This is a genomic window from Gemmata sp. SH-PL17 (assembly GCF_001610855.1).
GTDB classification, from domain to species: Bacteria; Planctomycetota; Planctomycetia; order Gemmatales; family Gemmataceae; genus Gemmata; species Gemmata massiliana.
This window is the reverse complement of record NZ_CP011271.1, coordinates 4,991,948-5,016,275: the sequence shown is the minus strand read 5'-3', so window position 1 is coordinate 5,016,275 and position 24,328 is coordinate 4,991,948. Positions and strand designations below refer to the sequence as shown.

22 protein-coding genes are annotated in these 24,328 nt (G+C 63.3%); 7 read left to right on the top strand and 15 right to left on the bottom strand.

Features of this window, described 5'->3' with window-relative positions:
• Positions 1 to 65: 65 nt before the first annotated feature.
• Entirely contained in the window at positions 66 to 710 is a 645-nt protein-coding gene (locus VT84_RS20710; RefSeq protein ID WP_052560804.1) for an RNA ligase family protein, read from the top strand.
• 20 nt (positions 711 to 730) lie between these two features.
• On the opposite strand, the gene VT84_RS20705 is transcribed toward VT84_RS20710, so the two are convergent.
• The 13 genes from VT84_RS20705 to VT84_RS39695 form a co-directional block, all read right to left on the bottom strand.
• Complete coding sequence (locus tag VT84_RS20705) at positions 731 to 1,600, bottom strand: acyl-CoA desaturase (RefSeq protein ID WP_052560803.1); 870 nt, start codon at positions 1,598 to 1,600, stop codon at positions 731 to 733.
• A gap of 33 nt (positions 1,601 to 1,633) precedes the next feature.
• Entirely contained in the window at positions 1,634 to 2,086 is a 453-nt protein-coding gene (locus VT84_RS20700) for a F0F1 ATP synthase subunit epsilon (RefSeq protein ID WP_052560802.1), read from the bottom strand.
• Between the two features lie 71 nt (positions 2,087 to 2,157).
• The gene (atpD, locus tag VT84_RS20695) at positions 2,158 to 3,618 is read right to left on the bottom strand and encodes a F0F1 ATP synthase subunit beta (protein ID WP_052560801.1); all 1,461 of its coding nucleotides are present in this window, start codon (positions 3,616 to 3,618) and stop codon (positions 2,158 to 2,160) included.
• Positions 3,619 to 3,712: 94 nt separating this feature from the next.
• On the bottom strand, positions 3,713 to 4,180 hold the full coding sequence (locus VT84_RS20690) for a DUF1569 domain-containing protein (RefSeq protein WP_162271789.1): 468 nt from the start codon (positions 4,178 to 4,180) through the stop codon (positions 3,713 to 3,715).
• Between the two features lie 70 nt (positions 4,181 to 4,250).
• A complete protein-coding gene (gene atpG / locus VT84_RS20685) occupies positions 4,251 to 5,153 on the bottom strand; it encodes an ATP synthase F1 subunit gamma (protein ID WP_082840846.1) in 903 nt (300 codons plus the stop codon).
• 20 nt (positions 5,154 to 5,173) lie between these two features.
• Entirely contained in the window at positions 5,174 to 5,446 is a 273-nt protein-coding gene (locus VT84_RS20680) for a hypothetical protein (RefSeq protein ID WP_082840845.1), read from the bottom strand.
• A gap of 102 nt (positions 5,447 to 5,548) precedes the next feature.
• Positions 5,549 to 7,279, bottom strand: a complete 1,731-nt coding sequence (gene atpA, locus VT84_RS20675) for a F0F1 ATP synthase subunit alpha (RefSeq protein ID WP_082840844.1) — start codon at positions 7,277 to 7,279, stop codon at positions 5,549 to 5,551.
• On the bottom strand, positions 7,266 to 7,880 hold the full coding sequence (gene atpH, locus VT84_RS20670) for an ATP synthase F1 subunit delta (RefSeq protein ID WP_082840843.1): 615 nt from the start codon (positions 7,878 to 7,880) through the stop codon (positions 7,266 to 7,268). The genes atpA and atpH overlap by 14 nt, the downstream gene beginning before the upstream one ends.
• Before the next feature lie 125 nt (positions 7,881 to 8,005).
• A complete protein-coding gene (locus VT84_RS20665) occupies positions 8,006 to 8,599 on the bottom strand; it encodes an ATP synthase F0 subunit B (protein ID WP_082840842.1) in 594 nt (197 codons plus the stop codon).
• Positions 8,600 to 8,643: 44 nt separating this feature from the next.
• Positions 8,644 to 8,922, bottom strand: a complete 279-nt coding sequence (locus tag VT84_RS20660; protein WP_410000401.1) for a hypothetical protein — start codon at positions 8,920 to 8,922, stop codon at positions 8,644 to 8,646.
• Between the two features lie 127 nt (positions 8,923 to 9,049).
• The gene (gene atpB / locus VT84_RS20655; RefSeq protein ID WP_082840840.1) at positions 9,050 to 9,916 is read right to left on the bottom strand and encodes a F0F1 ATP synthase subunit A; all 867 of its coding nucleotides are present in this window, start codon (positions 9,914 to 9,916) and stop codon (positions 9,050 to 9,052) included.
• Between the two features lie 42 nt (positions 9,917 to 9,958).
• On the bottom strand, positions 9,959 to 10,216 hold the full coding sequence (locus VT84_RS20650) for an AtpZ/AtpI family protein (protein ID WP_052560793.1): 258 nt from the start codon (positions 10,214 to 10,216) through the stop codon (positions 9,959 to 9,961).
• The gene (locus tag VT84_RS39695) at positions 10,213 to 10,596 is read right to left on the bottom strand and encodes a hypothetical protein (RefSeq protein ID WP_162271788.1); all 384 of its coding nucleotides are present in this window, start codon (positions 10,594 to 10,596) and stop codon (positions 10,213 to 10,215) included. The genes VT84_RS20650 and VT84_RS39695 overlap by 4 nt, the downstream gene beginning before the upstream one ends.
• 720 nt (positions 10,597 to 11,316) lie before the next feature.
• Between VT84_RS39695 and VT84_RS20640 the strand changes: the two genes are divergently transcribed.
• The 4 genes from VT84_RS20640 (at position 11,317) to VT84_RS20625 (ending at position 17,142) form a co-directional block, all read left to right on the top strand.
• Positions 11,317 to 12,657 (top strand): DUF4912 domain-containing protein, encoded by a 1,341-nt coding sequence (locus tag VT84_RS20640; RefSeq protein WP_052560791.1) that lies wholly within the window; start codon positions 11,317 to 11,319, stop codon positions 12,655 to 12,657.
• Positions 12,658 to 12,829: 172 nt separating this feature from the next.
• Positions 12,830 to 13,927 (top strand): FAD:protein FMN transferase, encoded by a 1,098-nt coding sequence (locus tag VT84_RS20635; protein WP_082840839.1) that lies wholly within the window; start codon positions 12,830 to 12,832, stop codon positions 13,925 to 13,927.
• A gap of 6 nt (positions 13,928 to 13,933) precedes the next feature.
• Positions 13,934 to 15,247 carry a DoxX family protein gene (locus VT84_RS20630; RefSeq protein ID WP_082840838.1) on the top strand — a complete coding sequence of 438 codons (1,314 nt, stop codon included), beginning with the start codon at positions 13,934 to 13,936 and terminating at the stop codon, positions 15,245 to 15,247.
• A 143-nt stretch (positions 15,248 to 15,390) separates the two neighbouring features.
• The gene (locus VT84_RS20625; protein ID WP_082840837.1) at positions 15,391 to 17,142 is read left to right on the top strand and encodes a Gfo/Idh/MocA family protein; all 1,752 of its coding nucleotides are present in this window, start codon (positions 15,391 to 15,393) and stop codon (positions 17,140 to 17,142) included.
• 86 nt (positions 17,143 to 17,228) lie between these two features.
• Here the strand turns inward: VT84_RS20625 and VT84_RS20620 are convergent, their stop codons facing one another.
• Entirely contained in the window at positions 17,229 to 18,341 is a 1,113-nt protein-coding gene (locus VT84_RS20620; protein WP_082840836.1) for a DUF1080 domain-containing protein, read from the bottom strand.
• A 22-nt stretch (positions 18,342 to 18,363) separates the two neighbouring features.
• Entirely contained in the window at positions 18,364 to 19,218 is an 855-nt protein-coding gene (locus VT84_RS20615) for an SDR family oxidoreductase (RefSeq protein ID WP_082840835.1), read from the bottom strand.
• Between the two features lie 66 nt (positions 19,219 to 19,284).
• Here VT84_RS20615 and VT84_RS20610 point away from each other — a divergent pair, with 66 nt between their 5' ends.
• Together VT84_RS20610 and VT84_RS20605 are read left to right on the top strand one after the other, a co-directional pair.
• Positions 19,285 to 21,933 (top strand): hypothetical protein, encoded by a 2,649-nt coding sequence (locus VT84_RS20610; protein WP_157469665.1) that lies wholly within the window; start codon positions 19,285 to 19,287, stop codon positions 21,931 to 21,933.
• Between the two features lie 488 nt (positions 21,934 to 22,421).
• Positions 22,422 to 23,705: a Glu/Leu/Phe/Val family dehydrogenase gene (locus VT84_RS20605; protein ID WP_052560940.1), complete on the top strand. Its 1,284-nt coding sequence runs from the start codon at positions 22,422 to 22,424 to the stop codon at positions 23,703 to 23,705.
• Positions 23,706 to 24,328: the final 623 nt, after the last annotated feature.

The following is a 24,328-nucleotide window of genomic DNA, read 5'->3' as shown; positions in this document are numbered from 1 at the left end:
CTCTCTGCGCCCTCTGCGGTGAAACACTCTGAACCCATACTCAGACTTGCGCGTCCTTTCGGATTATGCTCCACTACCCGAAGATGCCCGGGAGCGACGCCGCGCCGATCGGCCGGTGCGTCGCGTTCGATAAACTCGATGGCACCAACTTGCACTGGTGCTGGGAGCGCGACTTCAGCTGGCACGCATTTGGTTCGCGGCGCGACGAGTTCAATCTAACCGAGGCCGGTACCGCGGAGTTCAACGCCGCGCACCCCGGCTTAGAAGAGGCCGCACCCGTATTTCTCGCCACGACCGCGGAGCCGTTGGACGCGATCCTGCGCGAACACGCCAACTACTCGCCGTTCACTTCGATCAAGGTGTTCACCGAGTTCTTGGGACCGAACTCGTTTGCCGGCGCACATAAGCCGGGTGACCAGAAACAGACGCTCCTCTTCGACGTGTGGGCCGAGGGTTACGGCTTCGTTTCACCAACGCAGTTCGTGGCCGACTTCGGGCACCTCCCGTCGCCGCGTGTCGTTTACACCGGGAAACTCACCGGCGCGTTCCTCGAAGCGGTGCGCGAGGGGAAGTACGGCGTTGCGGAGGGCGTCGTGTGTAAGGGCGGTAGCGGGGGAGGGGACGTGTGGATGGTGAAGGTGAAGACGTATGCGTACCTCACGCGCCTGAAGGCCACCTTTGGCACGCGGTGGCAAGACTACTGGGAGTAACTACCGATCGTCACTTCCGGTCAAGTTCCAAGTCGGGAGCACTGGCGGGCGGAAATTGCTTCGCTCTTCAGTATCTCTGGAGGCGGGAGTTTCACGTCCCACACGACCCCCAGCCGTGCGAGCACGCGGATGAACACGTAGGTTTCATCGAACTCGTACCACGCGAACCCGTGTCGCGCCGAGTGGGGCGCGCGGTGGTGGTTGTTGTGCCACCCCTCGCCCAAGGCCAGGATGCCTAGCGGGGCATTGTTCCGGCTGCCATCCCCCGTGCCGAACCGCTGCCGGCCGAACAGGTGGGCCACCGAGTTGATCGCGAACGTGACGTGTAGCACCAGCACCGTTGTTAAGCAGTAGCCGTACACCAACCCGTTCCAGCCCAGGAGGGCGTAGCAGGCGGCCGCGAGGAGCAAGCCGGGAAGTACCCACAGGCGATCGAGCCAGACCAACTCCGGGTACTTTGTGAGATCGCGGATCGAACGTGTGTCTGAAACTCCCGGGTCGCGCGTAAAGAGCCATCCGAAGTGAGCGTGCCAGAAGCTTTTTGCGACCGGGGAGTGCGGATCGTCGGGCGTGTCCGAGTGCTTGTGGTGCAGCCGGTGTTGGGCCGCCCACCATAATGGCCCCTTTTGGAGTGCCGCGCAACCGACGGCCGCGAGTACGAATTGAAGCCCGCGCGACGTTTTGAACGAATGGTGCGTGAGGCAGCGGTGGAACCCGGCGGTCACACCCAGGCCGATGAGTCGGCTTACCACCAGCATCGTCACGACTGACCAGACGGTGAACTCGACGAATGGAACGGCAACGAGAGCGAGGTGAACTACAAATACCGGGCCGACTGTAAACGCGACCCGGGCGATAGGGAATCGAAGGAGTGCGAAGGCGTCTGGCATGCGTGCGCCACGAAGGAGACGCCGAATGCTGCGTTACGCGCCGATGTTCTTGTCGGCGACTCTCTTGAGACCGGACGCGCGATCGTTGGCCTTCGCCTTGTTCGCTCGCTCGACGGCGTTCGTCGCGGGGAGCGCGGCAGCCTCGTTCGCGGCGGCGATCACCATTTCGGGCGTGACTTCAGACGCTGGCCGGGCCTTCGCGGTCAGCACGGTGACCACGTTCGACCGCACCTGCACGAAGCCGGCGTCGATGAACCACCGCGTGACGCCCGATTCGCTGTTGAGCCGCAGTTCACCGGCTCCCAGACGGCCGATGAGCGGAGCACGGCCCCGCTGTACCCCGAGTTCGCCATCAATCATCGGCAGAATAACCATCTCCGCGGCCTCATCGAGCACGGCCCGTTCCGGGGTGACGACGATTAAGCGGAGAGGCCCGCTCGCGGTGTTCGACATCTGGTTCGGCTCCGGCTGACGCGCGCCAGCCATGTGTGGTCGTAGGAGTGAAGAAACGGTCGCGAGTGACGGGGAATGTGCCCCGTCACTCGTCGCGGCAGAAGTTACTTCCCGGCCTTCTTCGCGGCTTCCTCGGCGGCGGCAGCGACCTCTTCGATCGTGCCGACGTACATGAACGCGCCTTCCGGCACGTTGTCCCACTTGCCGTCGCACAGTTCCTCGAAGCTGCGGATCGTGTCTTCGAGCTTCGTGAAGTTACCCGGCTTCCCGGTGAACGGTTCGGCCACGAAGAACGGCTGGCTGAGGAACCGCTCGATGCGGCGGGCGCGGGCCACGACCTTCTTGTCCTCTTCGCTCAGTTCTTCGACCCCGAGGATCGCGATGATGTCCTGGAGTTCGCGGTACCGCTGGAGGATGCGCTTCACCCGGTCGGCCACCGCGAAGTGGCGCTCGCCGACGAACTGCGGGTCGAGCAGACGGCTGTTCGACGCGAGCGGGTCGATGGCGGGGTAGATCCCCTTTTCGGAGATCGACCGTTCGAGATAGATGAACGCATCCAAGTGCTGGAACGTGTTGGCGGGAGCCGGGTCGGTGGGGTCGTCGGCCGGCACGTACACGGCCTGCACCGAGGTGATGGCCCCGTCCTTCGTGGTCGTGATGCGTTCCTGGAGCTCACCCATCTCGGTGGCGAGCGTCGGTTGGTAACCCACGGCGCTCGGCATACGGCCGAGGAGCGCGGACACTTCCGACCCGGCTTGGGAGAACCGGAAGATGTTGTCCACGAACAGCAGCGTTTCAGTCCCGGTCACGTCGCGGAACCATTCGGCCATCGTCAGGGCCGACAGCGCGACGCGGAGACGGGCGCCCGGCGGCTCGTTCATCTGGCCGAACACCATCGCGCAGCTCTCGAGAACGCTCTTCGCGTCGGCCGCGGCGCTGGTCTTCGTTTCCTGCATTTCGAGCCAGAGGTCGTTCCCTTCGCGGGTCCGCTCGCCCACGCCCGCGAACACCGAGTAGCCCTTATAGATCTTCGCGATACGGTTAATCAGCTCGGTGAGAATAACCGTCTTGCCGAGACCGGCCCCACCGAACAGGCCGGCCTTACCACCACGCGCGAGCGGCGTGAGCAGGTCGATGACCTTGATGCCGGTAACCAGCACTTCGGACTTCGGCGACAGCTCGTCGAACTTCGGCGGTTCGCGGTGGATCGAGCGCTTGCCCTCGGTCTTGACCTCACCGCCGCCGTCGATCGGGTCGCCGAGCAGGTTGAACACGCGGCCGAGCGTTTCGAGACCGACCGGCACCGACACGGGCGCCCCGGTGTCCTCGACGTCGATCCCGCGGACCAGACCGTCGGTGCTGCCGAGGGCGACGCACCGCACGCGGCTGCCGCCGAGGTGCTGCTGGACCTCACCCGTCAGGTTGATGACCGTGCCGCCCGCGGTCTTCGTGTTGATCTTCAGCGCGTTGTAGATCGCGGGCAGGTGCCCTTCCTCGAACTCCACGTCGAACGTGGACCCGATGATCTGCACGATCTTGCCGGACTTCGTTGCGGTGGAAACCATCGGTTACTCCAGGAACTCGCGTGGTATTCTGTAGTTTTGTAGGTCGGGCACAGCCCGACACTCGTTCGTTGCGTGGCGTCGGGCACAGCCCGACCTACTTCGGAATCAAGAAACTCAGGTGGTGGGCACAATGCAGTAGTTGAAGCTGGAGCGCGTCACCTTTGTTAAGCGGACCGAACAGGGGTGACGGGTGAATCGGTCCCGTGTGCCCCTGAAATCGCTCGGCGACGTCCTTCAGTTTTGCAACCGCCTCACTCGCGTTGCCGCCGGGTTCGGACACGGTCTGCGGCATCGTGCGCCCGCCCGCCTGGAACCCTTCGGTGAGAATTTTGTTCCTGATCTTCTTGCTAGCCGCCGTTCGCACCAGCCAGAACACGGGCCGCAGAACTAACGGCAACTGCGGATAGCCTTCGATCGGGTACCGCATCCACTCGGCGAGGTGAAAACACACCTGCGCCAGATCCCAGTTACCCGCCTTGTCGTATCCCTTCGCGAACAAATTTTCTGCATCGCGAACCGCGTCGTCGAGCGTGGCAAACGTCAATTTTCGGCGATCGGGCATTTTGCGGCCCTCAGCCATTTACTTCCCGGGATTTCAACCCGGGAACGGAACCATATGGCGACCTTCGCTCTTACTTCAGTGCCTCGGACCCGGCGATGAGTTCCGAGATCTCCTTCGTGATGTTCGCCTGGCGCGTGCGGTTGTAAACCCGCGTGATGTCCTTGATGAGATCGCCGGCGTTCTCGGTCGCGGCCTTCATCGCGACGCGGCGGGCGATCTGTTCGCTCACGGCCGCGTCAAGGAACATCTTGAACAGCCGCACCTTCAGAGCAGCCGGAACCAGTTCTTCGAGGATCTCCGCAGCGTCCGGGATGAATTCGTAATCGGTCTTCGTGTCCGCCCCACCCGCTTCCGGCGTCGCTGCGGCGGCGGGTTTGCTCGACGCGACTTCGACCGACGACAGCGGGAGCAGGGTCTCCACGACCGCCTGCTGCCGGGCGGCGGTGATGAACTTCGTGTACGCGACCTTCACCTCGTCGATCTGCCCGGAGATGTAGAGGTCGATGTACCGGCTCGCGACCGCGTCCACTTCCGCGAACGTCGGCTTGTCCTCGAAGTTCGTGTACTCCCGCGTTCGCGGAACGCCCTGGAACTTGAAGAACGCGATCCCGCGCTTGCCGGCCACTTCGAGGTCGAAGGGCGCGGTGGTCGCGGCGAGCTGGCGCGTGACCTGGACCGCTTCGCGGAGGACGCCGCCGTTGTACCCGCCGCACAGCCCACGGTTCGCGGTGATGACGAGCACCAGTGTCTTCTTCACCGGGCGCGTGGCGAGGAGCGGGTGGCTCACTTCGCTCGCGTTCTTGCTCAGGTCGGCCGCGAGTTCGGCGATCTTGCGCGTGTACGCCTCGGCCTCTTGCGCTCGCTTGAGGGCACGCTGGAAGCGCGAGGTCGCGATCAGTTCCATCGTCTTCGTGATCTTGCGGATGTTCCGCACGGCCTTGCGGCGCTTCACGAGGACACGAAGGTTTGCCATTTTGGAGCGGTGTTTGGTGTTTAGTGTTTCGTGCCGGTCCGCGGGGGCGGGTGCGGCATGTGGTACGCGGTGATGACGAAGATCAGATCCCCGTCGCCGAACCCGTTGTACCGCCAGATGATCTTCACCCACCGGCCGTTCTGGGCGCGGCCGTAGCTCTCGACGCCCGGTTCCGGTTCAGCCCATTCGTCCGCGTCGGTCCGGTGCTCCCACGCGAACTCCACCTCGTCCGGGGAGAGATGGTGCATTGCCAGTTTCGCTAGGTTCCAGTCGATCCATACGAATTGTGCCATCCCTCCCTTCTTGTTAGAGTTGGGCGAACCCCGGTCACGAGGTCGGCGGGTTGTCGCTTACCCGCACCCACCGCCCTTGCGGGCGGGGTTCGCCAAATATCACTAGTAAGCCTTGAACTGCGGTTGGAACTCGGCGATGGCCGCGTCAAGTGCCTTGATGACCTCGTCGGTCATCTTCTTTTCTTTGGCGAGCAGGGCACGGGTTTCCGGCTTCTGCTCCTTCATGAACTTGAGGAACTGCTCTTCCCAAGCCTTCACCTGCTTGCGATCGACCTTGTCCAGCCCGCCGCTGTTACCGGCGTAGATGATCATGATCTGGTCGATCACGTTCAGCGGCTTGTACTGGCCCTGCTTCAGGATCTCGACCATGCGGTACCCGCGATCGAGCTGGGCCTGCGTGACCTTGTCGAGGTCGGTACCGAGTTGGGCGAACGCTTCGAGTTCGCGGAACTGGGCGAGTGCCAGCTTTAGACCCCCTGCAACCGTCTTGTGCTTCATCGCACCGATCTGGGCGTTCCCACCGACGCGGGACACCGAGATCCCGACGTCCACCGCGGGCAGCACGCCCGCGTTCTTGAGGTCGGGCTGGAGGTAGATCTGGCCGTCGGTGATCGAGATCACGTTCGTCGGAATGTATGCCGACACTTCGCCTTCTAGCGTCTCGATGATCGGCAGCGCGGTCAGCGACCCGCCGCTCCCCGCGACCTTCACGATCTTCGCGCCGGGGAACGCCTTAAGGTCGTGCTTGGCCTGGTCGTACCCGCCCTTTTCACCCGGCCCGACGTACACCATGCCCTCGTCACCGGGGCCGCGCTTCTCGATCGGGTTGCCGGCCTTGTTGATACCCCAATGAGCCGCGACGTTCGTTGCGTCGGTGTTGCTGTCGACGATGACCCACTTTTCGGCCAGCTTCGCGGACCGCTCGAGCAGGCGGGAGTGGGCGTAGAACACGTCACCGGGGTACGCCTCGCGGCCCGGGGGCCGGCGCACGAGCAGCGAGAGTTGACGGTACGCGGCGGCTTGCTTCGACAAGTCGTCGTACACGCACAGCGTGTCGCGGCCGTGCTCGTAGGTGAAGTACTCGGCCATCGCCGCGCCCGCGTAGGGGGCGAGGTACTGGAGCGGGGCCGCGTCGGACGCGGACGCGACGACGACGATGGTGTAATCCATCGCGCCCGTTTTCCGCAGGATCTCGACTACACCCGCGACCTTCGATTCCATCTGCCCGCACGCGACGTACACGCAGATGACGTTCTCTTCCTTCTGGTTGATGATCGTGTCGATCGCGATGGCGGTCTTACCCGTCTTGCGGTCGCCGATGATCAGTTCTCGCTGGCCGCGGCCGACGGGGGTCATCGAGTCGATGGCCTTGATACCCGTTTGGAGCGGCTGCTTCACGGGCTGGCGGTCGACGATCCCGGGGGCCGGACTCTCGACGAGCCGGCGCTTCGTGGTCGCGATCGGCCCCTTGCCGTCGACCGGGTTCCCGAGCGTGTCCACCACGCGGCCGATCATCCCCTCGCCGACCGGCACGGACAGTAGTTCGCCCGTGGTTCGGACCTCCATCCCTTCGGTGACCTTCAGGTAGTCGCCGAGGATGATGACGGAGACCGAGTTCTCTTCGAGGTTGAACGCGAGGCCCTTGATCCCGGCTTGCGGGAAGTCCACGAGTTCGCCGGCCATGACCTCGGACAGCCCGTAGCACCGGGCGATCCCGTCACCGACCTCGAGAACCTGCCCGACCGAGCGCGTCTCGACCTGGCGGTCGAAGTCGGTGATTTGTTTGGTCAGGACGCTGATGATCTCGCCGGCGCTGATTTTAGTTGTTGCCATTGCTGCCGCCCTTATCGAGCAAGAGTGTACGGAGAGACCGGAGGCGCGTGCGGACGGAGGTGTCGATGACCGAGTCGCCCACCTGGATCACCAGCCCGCCGAGCAGGTCCGGGTCCACGCGCACGTCCAAAACAGGTTCCTGACGCAGGAGCTTCTGAAGGCTCGTCGTGAGTTCGGATTGCTGGGTGCCCGAGAGCGGGGCGGCACTGGCGACCCGCACCAACACGCGGCCGGCACGGTCGTCGAGCAGCCCCAGGTACGCGGCGGCGATCCCGCGGAGCAGGTCGAGCCGGTTGTTGTGCGCAAGAACGGTGACCAGCCCGCGGAGCAACTCGGACGCGCGGCCGTCCAGGGCCAACAACAGGGCCGCCGTCTTCGGCTTCTTGCCGACGGTGGGGTTCGCGATGAACGTCCCGACGCTGGGGTTCTCGGCGACCACCTCGCGGACGAAGTCGGACAGTTCTGTGCCGACCTCGTCGATGGCTTGGGGGGACTTCTGGGCCGCGGCCGCGAGCAGCGCCTCGGCGTAGATGCGCGCGAGCCGCGACCGCGTGGTTCCCACGTCCAGAACGGTCTCGTGCTTGGTTTCGACGTTCGCCATGTGTGTTCCGGGGGAACCGAAGAACCCGCCCCTCGCCGCACCGATGTGCGTGCGGTCCAGGGGCGAAGGCGTTACTCGTTACCGCTGCTCACGGGGAACAGCGGGGAAGCATCAAACTCAGTGGCTTACGCCCGGCTCGCGCTCGTGTTGAGTTCCGCGATCGATTCGTTCACCAACTCGCTCTGCTTCTCGATCGTCACCTGTTGGCGGATGGCCTTGGTCGCCATGATGGACGCCAAGTCCACAGCCCGTTGGCTCACTTCCTTGAGAAGAGCGTCTCGCTCGCTCGCGAGATCCCGGGCCGCTCGCTCGCGCTCGGCCTGAGCCTCTTTGACCCCGACCTCACGCTCGGCAACCTTCAGGGCTTCGGCGTCGCGCCGGGCCTCTTCCATGATTGCTCGCACTTGGTCGGCGGCCTTGGCCATTTCCGCGGCGAGCTGCGTGCGCAGAGCCGTGGCCTCTTCTTTCGCCTTCTTCGCGTCGGCGATGGCCTGGAACTGGGCCTCCTCGCGGGCCTGAAGTCCCTTGAGGATCGGCCCCCACGCGAACGTGTACAGGATCGCGAGCAGCGCGCCGAACACGACCACCGTCACGATCGAGTTGACGAGGCTGGGTTCGAGGATGTTCTTCTGCCCGCTGGGGGCATCGGCCGCTACTGCCAGGGCCGGCAACAGCAGGACAGCGGCGATCGCGCCCGCCGTCCGGACGAAGGTGGTCATGGTGCCATCTCCCCACTTCAGGGTTGGGTCAGTTCCAGGGCGGATCAGGCCTTGCTAATGAGCTGGAAGCAGATCACGAGCAGCGCGATGATGGCGGCACCTTCAACGAGCGCGGCCAGAACGATCATGTTAACCTGGATCGCACCCTTTTGTTCCGGCTGACGGGCGATGGCGGCGAGGGCCGACCAGCCGACGAGCCCGATCCCGATACCCGCACCAACGATGGCCAGCCCCGCGCCAATACCGGCACCGAGGCCCGCGCCGGGGTTGCCAGCGGACGCGGCCGGAGCGGTCGTGGGGGGAACAGGGTCGGCCGCGGCCAGAGCGGGCAGGGCGCTGACGGTGAACAGGACGAACGCGAGGGCGATACGGCAAGCGAGTTTCATAGCAGTCGGTCCCTTTCTACACGGGGTTGGAAGGCACCGGCACGCGGCCGGGCGCGACCGAGGTTTAGTGTTCCGGGTTCAGTTGCATGCCCAAGAAAATCGACGTCAACAGGACGAAGACGAACGCCTGCAGGAAGGCGACGAACAGTTCGAGTACGCTGAGGGCGGTGGCCATAACAACAGCCGCGACCGTGCCCCCGGGAGAAAGTCCACCCGCCACTGGATCGGCGACGGCGAACATCAGGATCACGCCCAACGCGACGTGCCCGGCGAAAATGTTGGCGAACAAACGAATCGCGAGCACCCCGGCCCGGATGAACGCCCCCATCACCTCGATGACGGTGATGAGTGGAACGATCAGCACCGAAAGGAACAGGGTCATTACGAGGTTGTCGCCCTTGAGCCGCGGGACATACGACATCACGTATTTGCCGATGCCGAGCTTAATGATCGCGGATACGTGGATCACGAAGAACACCGCGAGCGCGAGAACGAGTGTGACGCTCAGTTCCGCCGTCGGGGAACCGAGGAACGGCACCATCCCGAGCAGGTTGCACCCGAGGATGAACAGGAACAGGGTCCACAAGAACGGCACGTAGCGGTCCGCGAAGTGGACGTGCGGTTTGGCCACCGCGCCGTGATGCGCGTGAGTTTGTTCAGTAATGGCGTCGTGAACGCCGTGCGGCTCGTCGTGATCGTGCCCGCCGTGAATGTTCGGCCGCGCGACCTCGTCGCGGATGAACAGCAGGAGCATTTCGAGGAAGTTCCAGAACGGTCCGCGGGGCGGGGTGCCGTCCTTCACGCGACGTGCGAGCAAAATGTACGGAACTGCGACCGCGATTGCCGCAACGACTAGCAGAACTTGGTGTTTGGAGAACGGCCCGACCCACTTGGCGTGGTCGAGTACGTGTTCGAGCGGATCCTGCGCCATGATCGATCCTCTCCCCGGTCCGGTACCGTCTCTCGCGTGGTGCTAAGAGAGCGGTTTACTCGGTCCGTCGCTCTCGCCCGACTTCGTTTTGTTCGTTTTGTCCGCGCGGCTGGCGATCAGCAACAGGTGCCCGATGCCGCCCACGAACCCGATCGTCGTACCGATCACCAATCCCCACGGCGCCCAGCCGAATCGGTTGTCCGTCCAGACCCCGATCAGAATGGGAGCGACGAGTTCGGTTACCGCGGTCCCGATCAGGGCCAGTCCGCTGTAATCGCTCGTGCCGCGGTCGCGGTTCACGGCGCCTTCTCCGGAATCACTTGAGTCTTGCTGCCGTACATCAGTAACCCGCATTCGATTGCGAGAGTGGCGATGTACAGATAAGCGACCCATCCGGCAAACTCGTCCCGCGGTGTGCCGTATTTCGCAAGTGCCTCGCTCAGCAGCAAAACCCCGACGACCGCTACTGCCATCCGGACCCCGGTGCCCATCAGGACAGCAATCGGGCCGAACTGTGGCGTGTGCCGAAAAACCGCATCCGCGAGCAAAAACGTCGCAATGGCAGATGACAGGCACAAAGCGGTCGCAGCGACAACTGTCAGGACGGGTGGCTGGCTAGCAATCCAGCCCGTGACAACGAACCCGATTCCCGCGGCAACAACCGCCCCGGCGACCAGCACAGCGACCTTTGCGGCTGCCCCCACGTCGCGGTTCCGCCCAGAGTGTTTTCGTGAACAAGGGCGTATTGTGAGTAACTCAGAGGCAAAGTCAATCCGCATCTCGTGAAATATTTCACAAGCACGGCTGAGTGCCATGAGAGGCTGGAAACTAAAGGCTTTCCTTGATGATTTGTCGTCAGTTGGATCGCTTTAGTGAGGGCGGTTTAGGTGGGGTTTAAGGGAGCGAATGCGCAATTCTTGAGCGTTGTATCATTTTCAACGCCCCGCAGGTGGGGCAAAATCAGTCCCGTAAACCAGTTCCGGCCGCCAAATCACATTGACACGCCGCCCCGCGTTTTCCTATGATGAGCAACGAGTTAGGAATGCTCCCCGCCCAGACAAAAGATCGTCGGCTTGTTTTAGTATAAGTTGTGTTCGTAACGGGCCGACGAACGCAGAGTGCCTACCACAATAGACTTTCTGCTCTGTTCGAGTCGAATGTTCGCTGCCATGCGAATGGACTCATTTGGGCGGGACGTCTTCGCTCACTGTTCTTCGCGTTAGGATTTGGGTTCCGTATTATTGTTGCTCGGGTACTGACTCGAGCGTCGCCCGGCGAAATTGTTATTACGCCGAGGTGATCGACCTCGCCGGGACGGAACCCGGAGCCGCGGCTGTTTCGGCACGGATGTTACCAGACCGTCCCACAACCGCCTACGCTGTGCGGGGAGTGGCTCGCCGATGAAGACTGCTGGCTCGCTGACCGACCGGTCCAAGAAGGAACTGGCTGAACTGGCCCGACGCCGCGGGGTCCGCGGCTGGGACGGCATGGATAAGCCCGCTCTCCTCAAAGCACTTTCTAAAGCTCCCGTTGCTGCGAAGCCCGTGGCAAAGCCGGCTAAAATTGCGGCCAAGCCGACCGTAAAAGTAGCGGCCAAAGTCACGAAAGTGAAGAAGGCCCAGCCCGAAAAGGCCGCACCGGTACGTCCGGCCCAGCCGGTAAAGGCTACCACGCCGAAGCCCAAACCTAAAGTCGTTGCCAAGAATTCGACCGCTGCCAAGCCCGGCGCAAAGGCGAAGCCGGCCGCACCTGTGGCGAGCAAGCCGGCTGCGAACGGTTCGCACAAGGCGCCCGTGGCTCAGGTCACTAAACCACTGGTTCAACCGAAGCCCACACCTGCCGCTGCTGCCAAGCCGGTGACGAAGTCACTGGTTCCGCCGCGTGAATCGGCGAAGGACGCGACCGCGAACAAACCGTTCAACCCGGTCACGAAGGACCGGATTCTACTCGCGGTGTCCAACCCGTACTGGTTGAACGCTTACTGGGAGCTGTCCAGTCACTCCGTGCAGCGCGCGGAAGCGGCACTCCGCCAGGACTGGCACGGTGCGAAGCTCATCATCCGGCTGTTCGATGTGACCAGCGGCGACACGACCAGTACCTCCGAAACGCCCATCCGCGACATCATGCTCCACGGGACGGGGCAGAACTGGTACATCGACGTGCCGCAGCCGCCCCGCGCGTACCGGGCGGACATCGGTTACGTCTCAAAACGCGGCGATTTCTACGTGCTCGCGCGCTCGAACGTGGTGACCCCGCCGAAGGCCGGTGCGGGCGAATCGGTCGAGGGCATGGACGCGGGCTGGGACGACGACGACGCGAAGTGGAAGGCAGAGCGCATCCTCGCGATGTCCAGCGGGTTCGAGTCGAGCGGGAACCAGGAACTCCGGGAATTGTTCGAGGAGCGCCTCGGGCGCCCGCTCGGGCCGCCCAAGCAGACCGCGTTCGGTACCGGGGCCGTTCCGCCGGGGAGCGTGAAGAAGTTCTTCTTCGAGATCGACGCGAAGTTGATCGTGTTCGGCCGCACCGATCCGGCCGCGCACCTGACACTCAATAACGATCCGATCAAGCTGAACTCGGACGGCACGTTCCGGATGACGTTCAACTTGCCGGACAGTCGGCAGATCATCCCCGCCGTGGCCGCGAGTGCGGACGGCGTCGAGGAACGCACCATCGTCCTCGCCGTCGAGCGCAACACGAAGCACCTCGACCCGATGATCCATGACCAGATGAACGAAGTGTGATTTCCAGACCGAGAGCGGTCGCCGATTCACGCGATAAACGACAGGATTTGAGAGAAGGATTTTTGACAGGATTAACAGGATAGACAGGATTAAATCTTGTTTATCCTGAATTCTTCTCTTGGTTTGATCCGCGTTTTCTGCGTTTATCCGCGGCCGCTCTTCTGCCTTTCTCATGCTGCTCGATTATCTCTTTGCCGATGAGCCGGAGGCGCCGGGCGAGTTCTCGCTCGTCCGCGTGTCGCGGCGCGCGATGGCGACCACGTTTGAAGTCGCCATTCCCGTCGGTTCGCACACCGATCCCGTCGCCGCCGCAGAAGACGCACTCGATCTCATTGACGAACTCGAAGACCAGATGACCGTGTACCGCGACCACTCGGAAGTGTCGCGCGTGAACGCATCGGCGTCGAAGGAGTTCGTGGAGATCGAACCACAGTTGTTCGATCTGCTCGCGCGCTGTGCCGTCTGGACGAAGGAGACGGGCGGAGCGTTCGACATCGCGACCGGGGCACTGACGAAAGCATGGGGCTTTTTCCGACGCGAACCGGGCGTGCCTGCTCCCCGCGAGTTGGTCGATGCGATGCGTGCGACCGGCGCCCGGCACGTGCTGTTGGACGCTGAACAGCACGCGGTGAAGTTCCGGGTCGCGGGTCTGGAACTGAACCTCGGCGCGGTGGGGAAGGGGTACGCGCTCGATCGCGCCGCGGACCTGCTGCGCACGAAGTGGGGCGTGCGGTCCGCGCTGTTGCACGGGGGCGGGAGCAGCGTGTACGCGATCGGCGGACCGCCGGGCGATTCCCGCGGCTGGCCGATCCGCCTGAAGAACCCGAAACCCGATTCCGAAGACGGCGAATCGCTCGGGATGGTGCGGCTCTTCAGCGCCGGGTTGGGGACTTCCGCAGCCACCTTCCAGTTCTTCGAGTATAACGGTCAGAAACTGGGCCACTTGCTCGACCCGCGCACCGGCTGGCCGGCTTTCGGCACCGCGAGCGCGAGTGTGGTCGCCCCGACCGCTGCGGAAGCCGATGCGATGTCCACGGCCGCGTTCGTGCTGGGCGCGTCGGGCGCAGAAACGCTCACCCGGTTGCGGCCCGCACTGGGTGCGATTGTGGCTTCAGAAGACTCTTCTCCGACCCCCCCGCCGAGCCGAGAGGGGTCAAGTTTGGTTAATGATTCTGCCCCCCCGTCTCCGACGAAGGGGGGCGGGGGGATCACCCTCCGTAGCTTCAACCTTGCCCCGGACGTCTACTCTCCTCCGGATCACGCGGACTGATTACTCATGAGTCACCTGCCGATTCCGCTCAGCGTGCTGTACGCGGGCCTCGCCGGAACGCTGATCGCGCTCGTAGTCGCGACCGCCACGAACAAGTGGTCCCTGAGAGTGTTCTTCCTGCTCGCGCTGCGGATCGCGATCGGGTGGCACTTCACGTTCGAGGGACTGCACAAGATCCACTCGATTCACACCGGGGTAACCGAAACGAACCGGCCGTTCAGCAGCGAGCCGTACTTCAAAGCCGCGCCAGGGCCGCTCGGGGAGCACATGCGCAAGCAGTTCTCCGACCCCGAAGTGGAAATCGCAAAGAAAGTAAAGGCACCGAAATCGATTTCGCGCGCAGATTTTGACAAGCTGACACCGGACGAACAGGCTGTGGAGTGCCCGGAAGAGGTCGCGAAACAATTTGACGCACTTGCGTCGAACGCGAAAGAGGCTGCGAAGGCCAACGCCGAGCGAGAACTGAAGGACGCGACTGCTGCGGAAGAGAAAGCCGCCAAGGACGCGACGGCTGCCGAGGAGAAAGCGACGAAGGCTGCGAAGACCGACGCGGAACGCAGCAAGGCCAAGACCGCTGGCGACGCGGCACGGGCGAAAGCGAAAGCCGACGGCGAAAAGGCCCGGCAAGTCGCGCAGAAGAAGCTCGACTCGTTTGAATCCACTGGCGACGATCTGGTTAAGGCTGCCAAAGCCAAATACGCCCGGTGGGTGTATGGTGTGGACGCGCGGCCGGCGACGCTCAAGTTTACGAGCGGCGATGGGGCGCTCACGGCCCCGCAGTGGATCGGCTACGTGGAGGAAAAGAAGCGCGAGACAAAGGACTCCGAAGCGCGCCAGGTCGACGGCCTTGGGAACGGTTACGGCACCGACACGAAACGCGTGGCGGGGTTTCGGACGGATGCGATTGCGGCCGAAGCCGATCTCGCACGTGAGGCTAACACCTTCATCGCCGAACTCAAAAAAGACCTCAACGGCGGTAAAGCCGTCGAGGAACCGACGGAACTATCGGCCGGCCAGCGCATGGACCGCTTCACGATGTGGTTCCTGGTTACAGTCGGCGCGTGCCTCATGGCCGGGTTGCTCACCCGCGTCGCGTGCGTGCTGGCAGCGGGATTCTTGGTGATGACGTACCTGGCGCACCCGGCGTTTCCGTGGTACCCGATCCCGCCGAACACTGAGGGCAACCCGTTGTTCATCAACAAGAACGTGATCGAGGCACTCGCCCTTCTTACGCTCGCGTGCTACCCCACGGGGCGCTGGCTCGGGTTGGACGCGATCGTGCTCCGACCGTTCTGCAAGTGCAAGGGCTGCCCGGCCTGATCGCAATTCCCGGCGGCGTGTCGGTCTGCCCGATGTGGCGCCGGCACGCGACGCCCGGGTTCCGACAAACCTCTACGACTTTTCTTTCTTCCCAAATACACGCTTTCGAGCGGACAATACAGCTACCTCCCCGGAGTAGACTCATGGCTCTCGATCTGACCCCCGAGCAGAAGGCTGCCGGTAAAGCGAACTTCGATCAGGCGACCGGCGACCTCGCCCGCGCCGGCAAAATGCACTCGATGGTGACCGGCGGCGATTCAAAAGACCCCGACCGCCGCGACGTTCTGAAGGCGGGGTTGGCGGCCGGTGCGGTCGTGCCGGTGTCGGCCGCGGTGTACTTCGGCTACCAGTCGTGGAAGGGCAACAAGGCGGTGAAGACGGCCCTCATCGGGTGCGGCGACGAGGGCGGCGTGCTCATGGGGGACCACAACCCGGAGTACAACGAAATCGTCGCGGTGTGTGACATCCGACCGACCAATCTGGAGCGCATTTTCAAGGGCGACACCGGGCCGCGGAAGGGGTTGAACAAGGTCTACGGCGAGAACACGGCCAAGAAGATCGCGCAGTACGATACCCTCGACAAACTCCTCGCCGACAAGCAGAAGCTCGGACTGGAAGCGGTCGTCATTGCCACGCCGCTGAACACGCACGACGTGATCGCAAAGGCGTGTATGGACGCCGGCTTGCACGTCCTGTGCGAAAAGTTGATGGCCCGCGACGTCACTCGTTGCAAGGACATGATCCGGTACGCCAAGGACAAGGGCGTGCTCCTCGCGGTCGGGCACCAGCGCCACTACAGCACGCTTTACGCGCAATCGCTGGAACTGATCGAGAACGGCATTCTCGGTGACATCAAACACATTCGGGCACTGTGGCACCGGAACAACTCCTGGCCGTACAGCCCCAGCGCGTTCGACAAGAAGAAGTTCGATGAGCGCTACGGTATCCCGTACTACGTCGATTCGTGGTGGAAGGAAGTGCCGCGCGAGGACGCTGAGAAACTGACGCCCGAAGTGCTTCAGAGTCTGGCGTTCGGCGACCCGGCGAAGTACGGGTTCAAGGACATTGCCGAACTGGTACGCTGGCGGTGTTCCGAGAAGACCGGGGGCGGACTGATGGCCGAACTTGGGAGCCACCAGCTCGACGCCTCTTCGATCATCCTCGGCCACGTCAAACCGCTGGCAGTGCAGGGCGTGGGCGGGAAGTTCTTCTACGGTAAGGGGCGCAACGACCGCGAGAGCGACGACGGCGTGTTCGTGACCTTCGAGTTCCCCGGTGCGAACCACCCGAAGGGCTACAAGAAGGGTCAGGACGAGAACGACGTCGTGGTTGTGACGTTCACCTCGTTCAATTCCAACGAGTTTGAGGGGTACGGCGAATGGGTCATGGGCAGTCAGGGAACGATGTTTCTTGAGAAAGAGGCGGACGTTTACTTGTGGCGCGAGAAGGACAAGTCCAAGAAGGGCGACACTGGTGGGCGGGAGACGAAGGTCACCGTCACCGGCGCCGGTGGCGGTAAGCCCACGATGGAATCGACCTCCACTTGGGGCGGCGGCGGGGCTAGTGCGTCCGTCGGAAAGGCTGCCGGTTCGTCCGCTTGGGACAGCGCCGTTCGTGGCTACCGCACCGAGATGGAACACTTCGCTTACTGCGTGCGTATGTGGCAGAAGAAGGGCGGGAAGGTGGACTACACGAAGAACGACAAGGGCGAGTTCGTACACAAGGACATCATCCCGCGGTGCCACGGCGAGGTCGCAATGGCCGACGCCATCCTCGCGCTGACCGCGAACATGGCGATGGCGAAGAAGGAACGGATCGTGTTCGAGGATGCGTGGTTCGACGTGACCAAGAGCGACGTGCCCGAAACGAAGCACGGCCCGACGAAGAAGGCGTGAGACACGGTACGGTGAACCCCGACCGCAAGGTCGGTGGGTGACGGGCCGCGCCCCAGTTACCCACCGACCTTGCGGTCGGGGTTCGCCTACTTCGCGGGCAACTCAGCGATCCGGATGTTGCGGAACAGGATGTCTGTGGTCGGGTCGTGGCCCTGGATTGAGAGCGGTCCCTTCGCGGCGCGGTAGCCCTGGCGCGGGTTGTCACTCTCTTTACGGTCGTCGGTCCAATCCACGGTCTGGTACCCGTTCACCCACGTCGTGATGCGCTTCCCGTTGGCCACAACCGTCATCGTGAACCACTCGTTGTCGTTGGCCGCCACCTTCCTTGCCGCGATCCGGCGGTAGACCGCGCCCGTGCCGAAGTCCGCGGGCTTGGTGCGATCATCGTCCTTGATGCCGTTGTGGATCTGGGCTTCGTAGCCGTTCTGGTATTGGCCGGGGATGCAGCGGAAGAACACCCCGCTGTTGAGCGCCTTGCCGAGCGTCTTGCACTCCAGTTGCAGCACGAAGTTGTCAAACTCCTTCTCCGTCACGAGATCGCCCGGACCATTCTTGAGCGACAGTTCACCGTCCTGCGTGACCTCCCACTTCGATGCCATCCGCTTCGGATCGGCCGCGTTGACCTTCCAGCCGTCGAGGTTCTTTCCGGTGAAGAGGGCCTTCTGACCATCGGGCCGGAGTTTGATCGACTGAACGGAAAGGCTCCCACCGGCGGGAACTTCGAGCCGGAGTTCGGCCGGACCGCTCATGGCCACAGCGATGTTCGTGTGGGTTCCTGTGTTCGGGTCCACCGTCGTGCGATTTTCCAGTGAGGAGCCACCAGCGTCGCTCCCAACAACCGTTATGTGAACCGTCGACGGTCCTTTGCTCAGCCCCGCGCTGTGAGAACCGCCCTTGCTCGAACGCAGGTTGACCGAGCCCGCGCCGTTGGTTTGCATTTGCAGTTCGTAGGAAGAAAATGTGGTCGTACTCACGGCCGTTGTGAGCTTCGCCCCCCCAAGCACGAGTGCCCCGTCCTTCACCCCGGCCGTCCCGTCGATCTTCCACCCGAACGTGGTTTCGCCGTCGAACAGCAGAATCCAGCCGTCCGCGATCTCTTTGGCTGTGAGCGGATTCGGCTTCGGTTTGTCTTTGTCTTCGGCGAACGCGGGGGGCGCGACCGCGAGTGCGGTGCAGACGGCGAGTAAGCGGAACATCATGGGGCACCTTTGTTGGAGGAGGTTACATGGTCGATTCCGCGACCGCCGCGGTCAAGCCTTCGCGGTAACTCGCGAACGCAGGCATCCACCCGAGTGCGCGGAACTTCGTCGCGTCGATGCGTCGGTTCGGGGCACCGGGTTCGGGCCGCGAGTCGAACTTCGCTTCCGGGGCGCGGAGCAACTCGGCGAGGCGCGTGTAGAAGTCGCGTCGGGATACCGGGGTGCCGTCGGCGACGTTGTACGTTTCTCCGGGAACGGCGTGCGCTTCGGCCCAGAGCACGGCAGAAGCCGCGTCCGCGATGTGAACGAGGTTCAGCCACTTGTCCGCATCGCCCACGAGCGGTTCGCCCTTCAGGACCGGTTGCTTGCGTAGGAGCCGGTCGGGGCCGTACAACCCCGCGAACCGGAGGATGATCGCGTCGGGTTTCCGGGACCGTAGCAGGCGTTCGGCTTCGAGTACGATCTGGCCCGAATCCTCTGATGGCTGCGTCGGCGCGGATTCCGTTACCCAATCACTGTTAGTTTGGCCGTACACACTCGTGCTAGATGCGTAAATGAACCGGCTGTACGGTGGGAGCGTAGTTAGAACGTGTGCCAGACCCGTCACGTACACCTCGCGCATGGACCGTCCCGCGCTGCGATCCATGCCAACTGCGTACAGCACGGTGTTCGCGTGTGGGAGTGTATGCAAGCTCTCTGGGGCGAGAATGTCGCCCGTGATGGGTTCGATGCCAGCGCCCCGCAGCGCGTCGGCGTTTTTCCGCGTGAGCGCGGCCACGGACCGGCCCTCGGCCAACCAGCGCAACGCGACGCGCCGACCCAAATAGCCGCACCCGAGTACGAGTTGTGGACCGGTCGGCCGGATCAGGGGTGACATTGGGTGCCTGTTGCCCTAACTATTCGGGGTGACGGTTCTTGGCTTCGTGCAGTTTTGAGACCCCGCATGTCCGAACCGCCAATTCCTGTTTCCGCTACGAACTCAGTGACCGAGTCGCCCGCAGTCTCGTCTGTGGCTCCGGTTCCAACCACGCGCCCCGAGCCGGTCGCGCCAGCCGACCTCGCACCGGTCCCGACGCGCCGCGAGCGGTTCGTGTGGTACGCGGGAAGTATGATTCTGGCGAGCGTCCTGGTGACCGCTGGGTTGCGGCTCGACAGTCAGGATCTGCACGCACCGTTTTACTACGATCTCGACTCGCTCCTGTACCTGCCGCTGGCGAAGAACATCGTCGAGAACGGCACCCACTGGCACAACGACCGGATGGGCGCGCCGGGCGTCCAGGAACTGTACGACTTCCCCATTATCGACTACCTGCACTTCGGGCTCCTGTGGCTCTTTAGCCGTGTCACGCCCGATTTGCTCGTCGCGTACAACATTTACAACCTGCTCACGTACCCGCTCACGGTACTGACGGGGATGTTCGTGCTGCGCTGGCTCAAGCTCTCGCTTCCCGCGGCGGCGGTGGGTGGGCTGTTGTATGCGTTCCTGCCGTACCACCAGGAGCGCTACCAGTATCACTACTTCCTCGCGGCGTACTGGGTGGTTCCGCTGTCGCTGATGCCGGCACTGGCGCTCTGCCGCGGCGAGTTCCCTCTGTACCCGCTCCAACCGGACGGCACGCGCCGGCGCCGGTTCACGTCGTTTAGCGCGCTGTGGCCGCTCGCGCTCGGGGCGCTCACGGCATCGGCGGGCGCGTACTACGCCTTCTTCGCGTGCGCGACGTATGCGTTTTCCGGAGTGTACGCGAGCCTGTTGGCTCGCACCTCGCGCGGGGTGATTTCGGCCGCGTGGGTTGTGGCGCCGGTTGTCGCGGTCGGGGTCGCGTTCCACTACCCAACGGTTGTGTACCAGTCCCGGTACGGGGCGAACCCGATCACCGACCGGTGGCCCGAGGAGGCCGAGACTTACGGACTGAAGCTCGCGCACCTGCTGCTCCCGGCGAACGATCACAACCTGACCATCTTCTCGCAGCTCCGCACGCTGTACAGCACGCCGAGCCGCCCCGTAGATAGCGAAAGTGCCGGGGCGCTCGGCGTGGTCGGCGGGTCCGGGCTGGTGGCGCTCCTGGTGATGGCGGTGCTCCCGCACCGGCGGCGCTGGCCCGAAGGCCCGCTCGTGGGGCTGGTGCTGTTTCTGGTGCTCTTGGCCACGGTCGGCGGGTTCGGGTCGCTCTTCAACTTGCTGGTGTCGGCCCAGATCCGCGCGTACAACCGCATCAGCGTGTTTATCGGATTCTTGTGCCTGTTCGCGGCGCTCTGGTGGTTGGACCGGTACCTGCTCACGCACACCGGGCGCTGGTCCATTATTCGGTGGAAGTACATCATTTGGTCGCTCCCGCTGCCCCCGCTCATTGGCACAATCGTGGTCGCCGTGTTGGGCGCGGTCGGGGTGATTGACCACGAGTCACTCGGTTCGTTGTTGCCCGTACTGGCGGCTGCTCTGGCGCTTTCGGTGGTCGTTTCGGGCGGGATTGTCGCGGGGGCCCTGTACTTCACGTCGAGGCGCGCGGGGGCGTGGTGCCACCGGGTGCTCGAGAGCGCGACCCTGCCGGCGCGCTACCCCGCGCTCGCCGCGGTGTTCCTGATCGGTTTCTTGGACCAGACCCCGTACAGTTGGTTCAAACAGAAGGTCATCACGGTCACGAACCAGCACGCGGAGCGGTTCCGGACCGACCGACAGTTCTTCCAGGAGATCGAGGAGCGGTCCCCTAACGCGCGCGTGTTCTGCCTGCCCTACATCGCGTTCCCCGAGAGCCCGCCCGTACAGAAGATGCAGGCCTACGAGCACGCACGCGGGTACCTCATGACCGACACGCCGACGTGGAGCTTCGGCGCGATCAAGCGGCGCGAGGCGGACTGCTGGCAGCGCGAAGTGTCGTTCGAGAAACCGAACGAGTTCCTCCGGCGCGTCGTGGTCCGGGGGTTCGACGGGCTGTTCATCGACGGGCGCGGGTACCTCCCGCGGCGCGTCGAACCCGGAAAAACCGAGCCGGTGAGCGTGGTGAACCCGCGCGAGCGCGTCCACGCGATCTACGCCGACCTCGTTAAACAGAGCGCGGCCCGGCTCCCGGAAGTGGTCCACAGCGACGGCAAGCAGTTTTTCCTCGATCTGCGGCCGTACCGGGACGCCTACCAGCGCTTGGTCGGGGCTGAGGAGTTCGAGCGCCAGGCCCGGGTGGAGCGCGAACTGATCGTCCCGTTGTGGCTCAAAGGGTTCTCGCTGGACGAGCCGTTTTATGACGGCGAGTTGCTACTGTGGGGGAGCTACACGTCCACCCTCGTTCTCGTTAACCCGACCGACCGGACCCGGAGCGTCGACCTCACGTTCCAGGTCGGGGTCGATGTGGTCGGCGAGTACCACTTCTCGGTCTCCGGGCTGTCGGGGCTCACCAACGGGGCGTTCGAGGTCGAGAAACCGCACGAGGACGACAGCCAGAATCGGTCGCGCCATATGCAAAGTCAATTGCTCCGCGCGGAACTGCCCCCCGGGCGCACGACCGTGCGCATCCGGTGTACCCCGCCCCCGTGGTATTTCCCGGGCGATCATTGGAAGAGGTGCTACTTCATCCAAAACTTCCACATACAGGAGAGGTAGACACAAAGAAGAACAAGAAGGCACAGGGCGGAAGCCCTGTGGACCAAAAGATTCACATCGGTTCTGGACTTTACGTGTCATTTTGTATATTATCTGTCGAGGTGGCGCGTTCGCGGGGTATTGGCGGCCGCGAACAAACTTCGAGCGGATGCAATCGCGTGCGTTCAGTGAGCAGAAACAGGGAGAAAGAGCGGGGGGTGTTAACGCTTGTTAGCGGAAATCGGCCGATCACACGAGGCGTGGGGTGGCCGTATTTGCACGTAAGAATTTGGGGAATAAAGAGTTACTGTGGATTGTAATCGTTGAGTAGACTCACGCCGGTTCGTCGGTCAGGAAATGTTAGCAAATGTTAGCTCGCTTCCGATCCGAGGTATCTCTGGGCTTCCGAATCACATGGGGCCGGCCGAGTGGCCAGTAACCCGGCGTATAATCCCGTAGTGCCAAAGTAACGGTTCCTCTCCCCGTTCGAGGTGCAGATCATGTCTGCGATGCCCCCGGGCAATCCGGCCTCAAATCCGTTCATCAGCTCGCCAACGTACCTGATGGCGTGCCAGCAATTGCGCAACGTCGCGCGGGTGATCGACCTCGACAAGGGCGTCGCCGAGCGGCTCATGGTGCCGAAGCGGTCCCAGATCGTGGCCGTGCCCGTGCGCATGGAAGACGGCCACACGGAAGTGTTCGTGGGGTACCGCGTGCAGCACTCGCTCACGAGCGGCCCGAGTAAGGGTGGGCTGCGGTACGCGAAGAACGTGGATCTCGGTGAAGTCGCCGCGCTCGCGATGTGGATGAGCTGGAAGTGCGGCATCATGAACCTGCCCTACGGCGGTGCGAAGGGCGGCATCGCGGTGGACCCGGCCGAACTGAAGGGCGGAGAGAAGGAGCGCCTCACGCGCCGGTTCACGGACGAGATTCAGAACATCATCGGCCCGCGCGTGGACGTGATGGCGCCCGACATGGGCACCGACGAACAGACGATGGCCTGGATCTACGACACGTACTCGATGAAGGTGGGGTACGCCTGTCCCGAGATCGTGACCGGTAAACCGGTCGAGTTGGGCGGGTGCGTGGGCCGCAAAGAGGCTACGGGGCGCGGGGTGGTGTACTGCATTTCCGAGGCGTTCGACGAACTAAATATCAAATCCGAGGGCGCGACCGCGGTGGTCCAGGGGTTCGGTAACGTCGGCTCGGTGACGTGCGACGAACTGGTCAAGCTCGGCACCAAGGTGATCGCGATCGGCGACCGCTACGGCTCGATCCGCAACGACCGCGGCATCAACGTCGCGCGGCTCAACGAGTACGTGTCCAAGAACGAGCGGAAGACGATCGTCGGGTTCCCGGAGGCCGAAGCGATCCCGGACGCGGAACTGCTCACCACGCCGTGTACGGTGCTCGTCCCGGCCGCGATGGAGCGGGTCATCACCGCGGAGAACGCGGGGAAGTTGAAGTGCCGCGTGCTGGCCGAGGGTGCGAACGGCCCGACCGACCCGGAGGCCGACGCGATCCTCGCGAACACGGACGTCTTCGTCATCCCGGACATCCTGTGCAACGCGGGCGGCGTGACGGTGTCGTACTTCGAGTGGGTGCAGGATCTCGCGCAGTTCATGTGGGACGAGGAGGAGGTCAACGCTCAGTTGAAGAAGCTGATGCTCGGGGCATTCAAGCGGGTGCGCGACGAGGCCAAGGCGCGGAAGATCGGCAACCGGCTCGCGGCGCTGAGCCTGGGCGTGCAGAAGGTGGCGCGCGAAAAGAGCAAGCGCGGCCTGTACCCGTAACATTTCGGGGGCGGGCCGTGACCGTAAAGTAGTGAGAGGTACCCACAGTCCCGCCAGGGGTTGTGCTAGTGTTTCACCCCTGGTTACGCGCTACCGCCCCGACGGGGCTAAAAACGCTCTGCTGTTTGATCCGCGTAATCTGCGTTATCCGCGGCTCTTTTGTTTCTGCGGGTCACGCGCTCGGCAAACGCAGTTCGATCAGGAACCGGTCCAATTCTTCGGCCGGCGGTTCTTTGGGAGCGCGCTTGCTTCGTAGGCCGCGTTCAGGCGCGATTCCCATTCGTCAAGTTGTCGCGTCTGGAACGCGACGTCTAAGTCGTTACGCGGATTCGAGCTCCAAGGATTGAAATTCGTTGCTTGTGGGCGGGTCATCTGAAATTGGGGGTGTTTACTCAACTCGGGTAGTCGTGCGTTCCGTCCGCACGCGGTCCCAGGAGCAAATCGGATTATATATATACTGAGGTCGCGAGCAGCCATCCGCACGACTATCCGATCAGCAGAATGACTGGATAAGTGAAGGTGATTAGCGGTTTTCTAGGACAGGCGACCTTTCAGAAGGATGGGTTGGTATAGCCGATCAAGCAGCAATGCCGGGAGGTGTTCCTCCCGGTGGTTGTAAACAA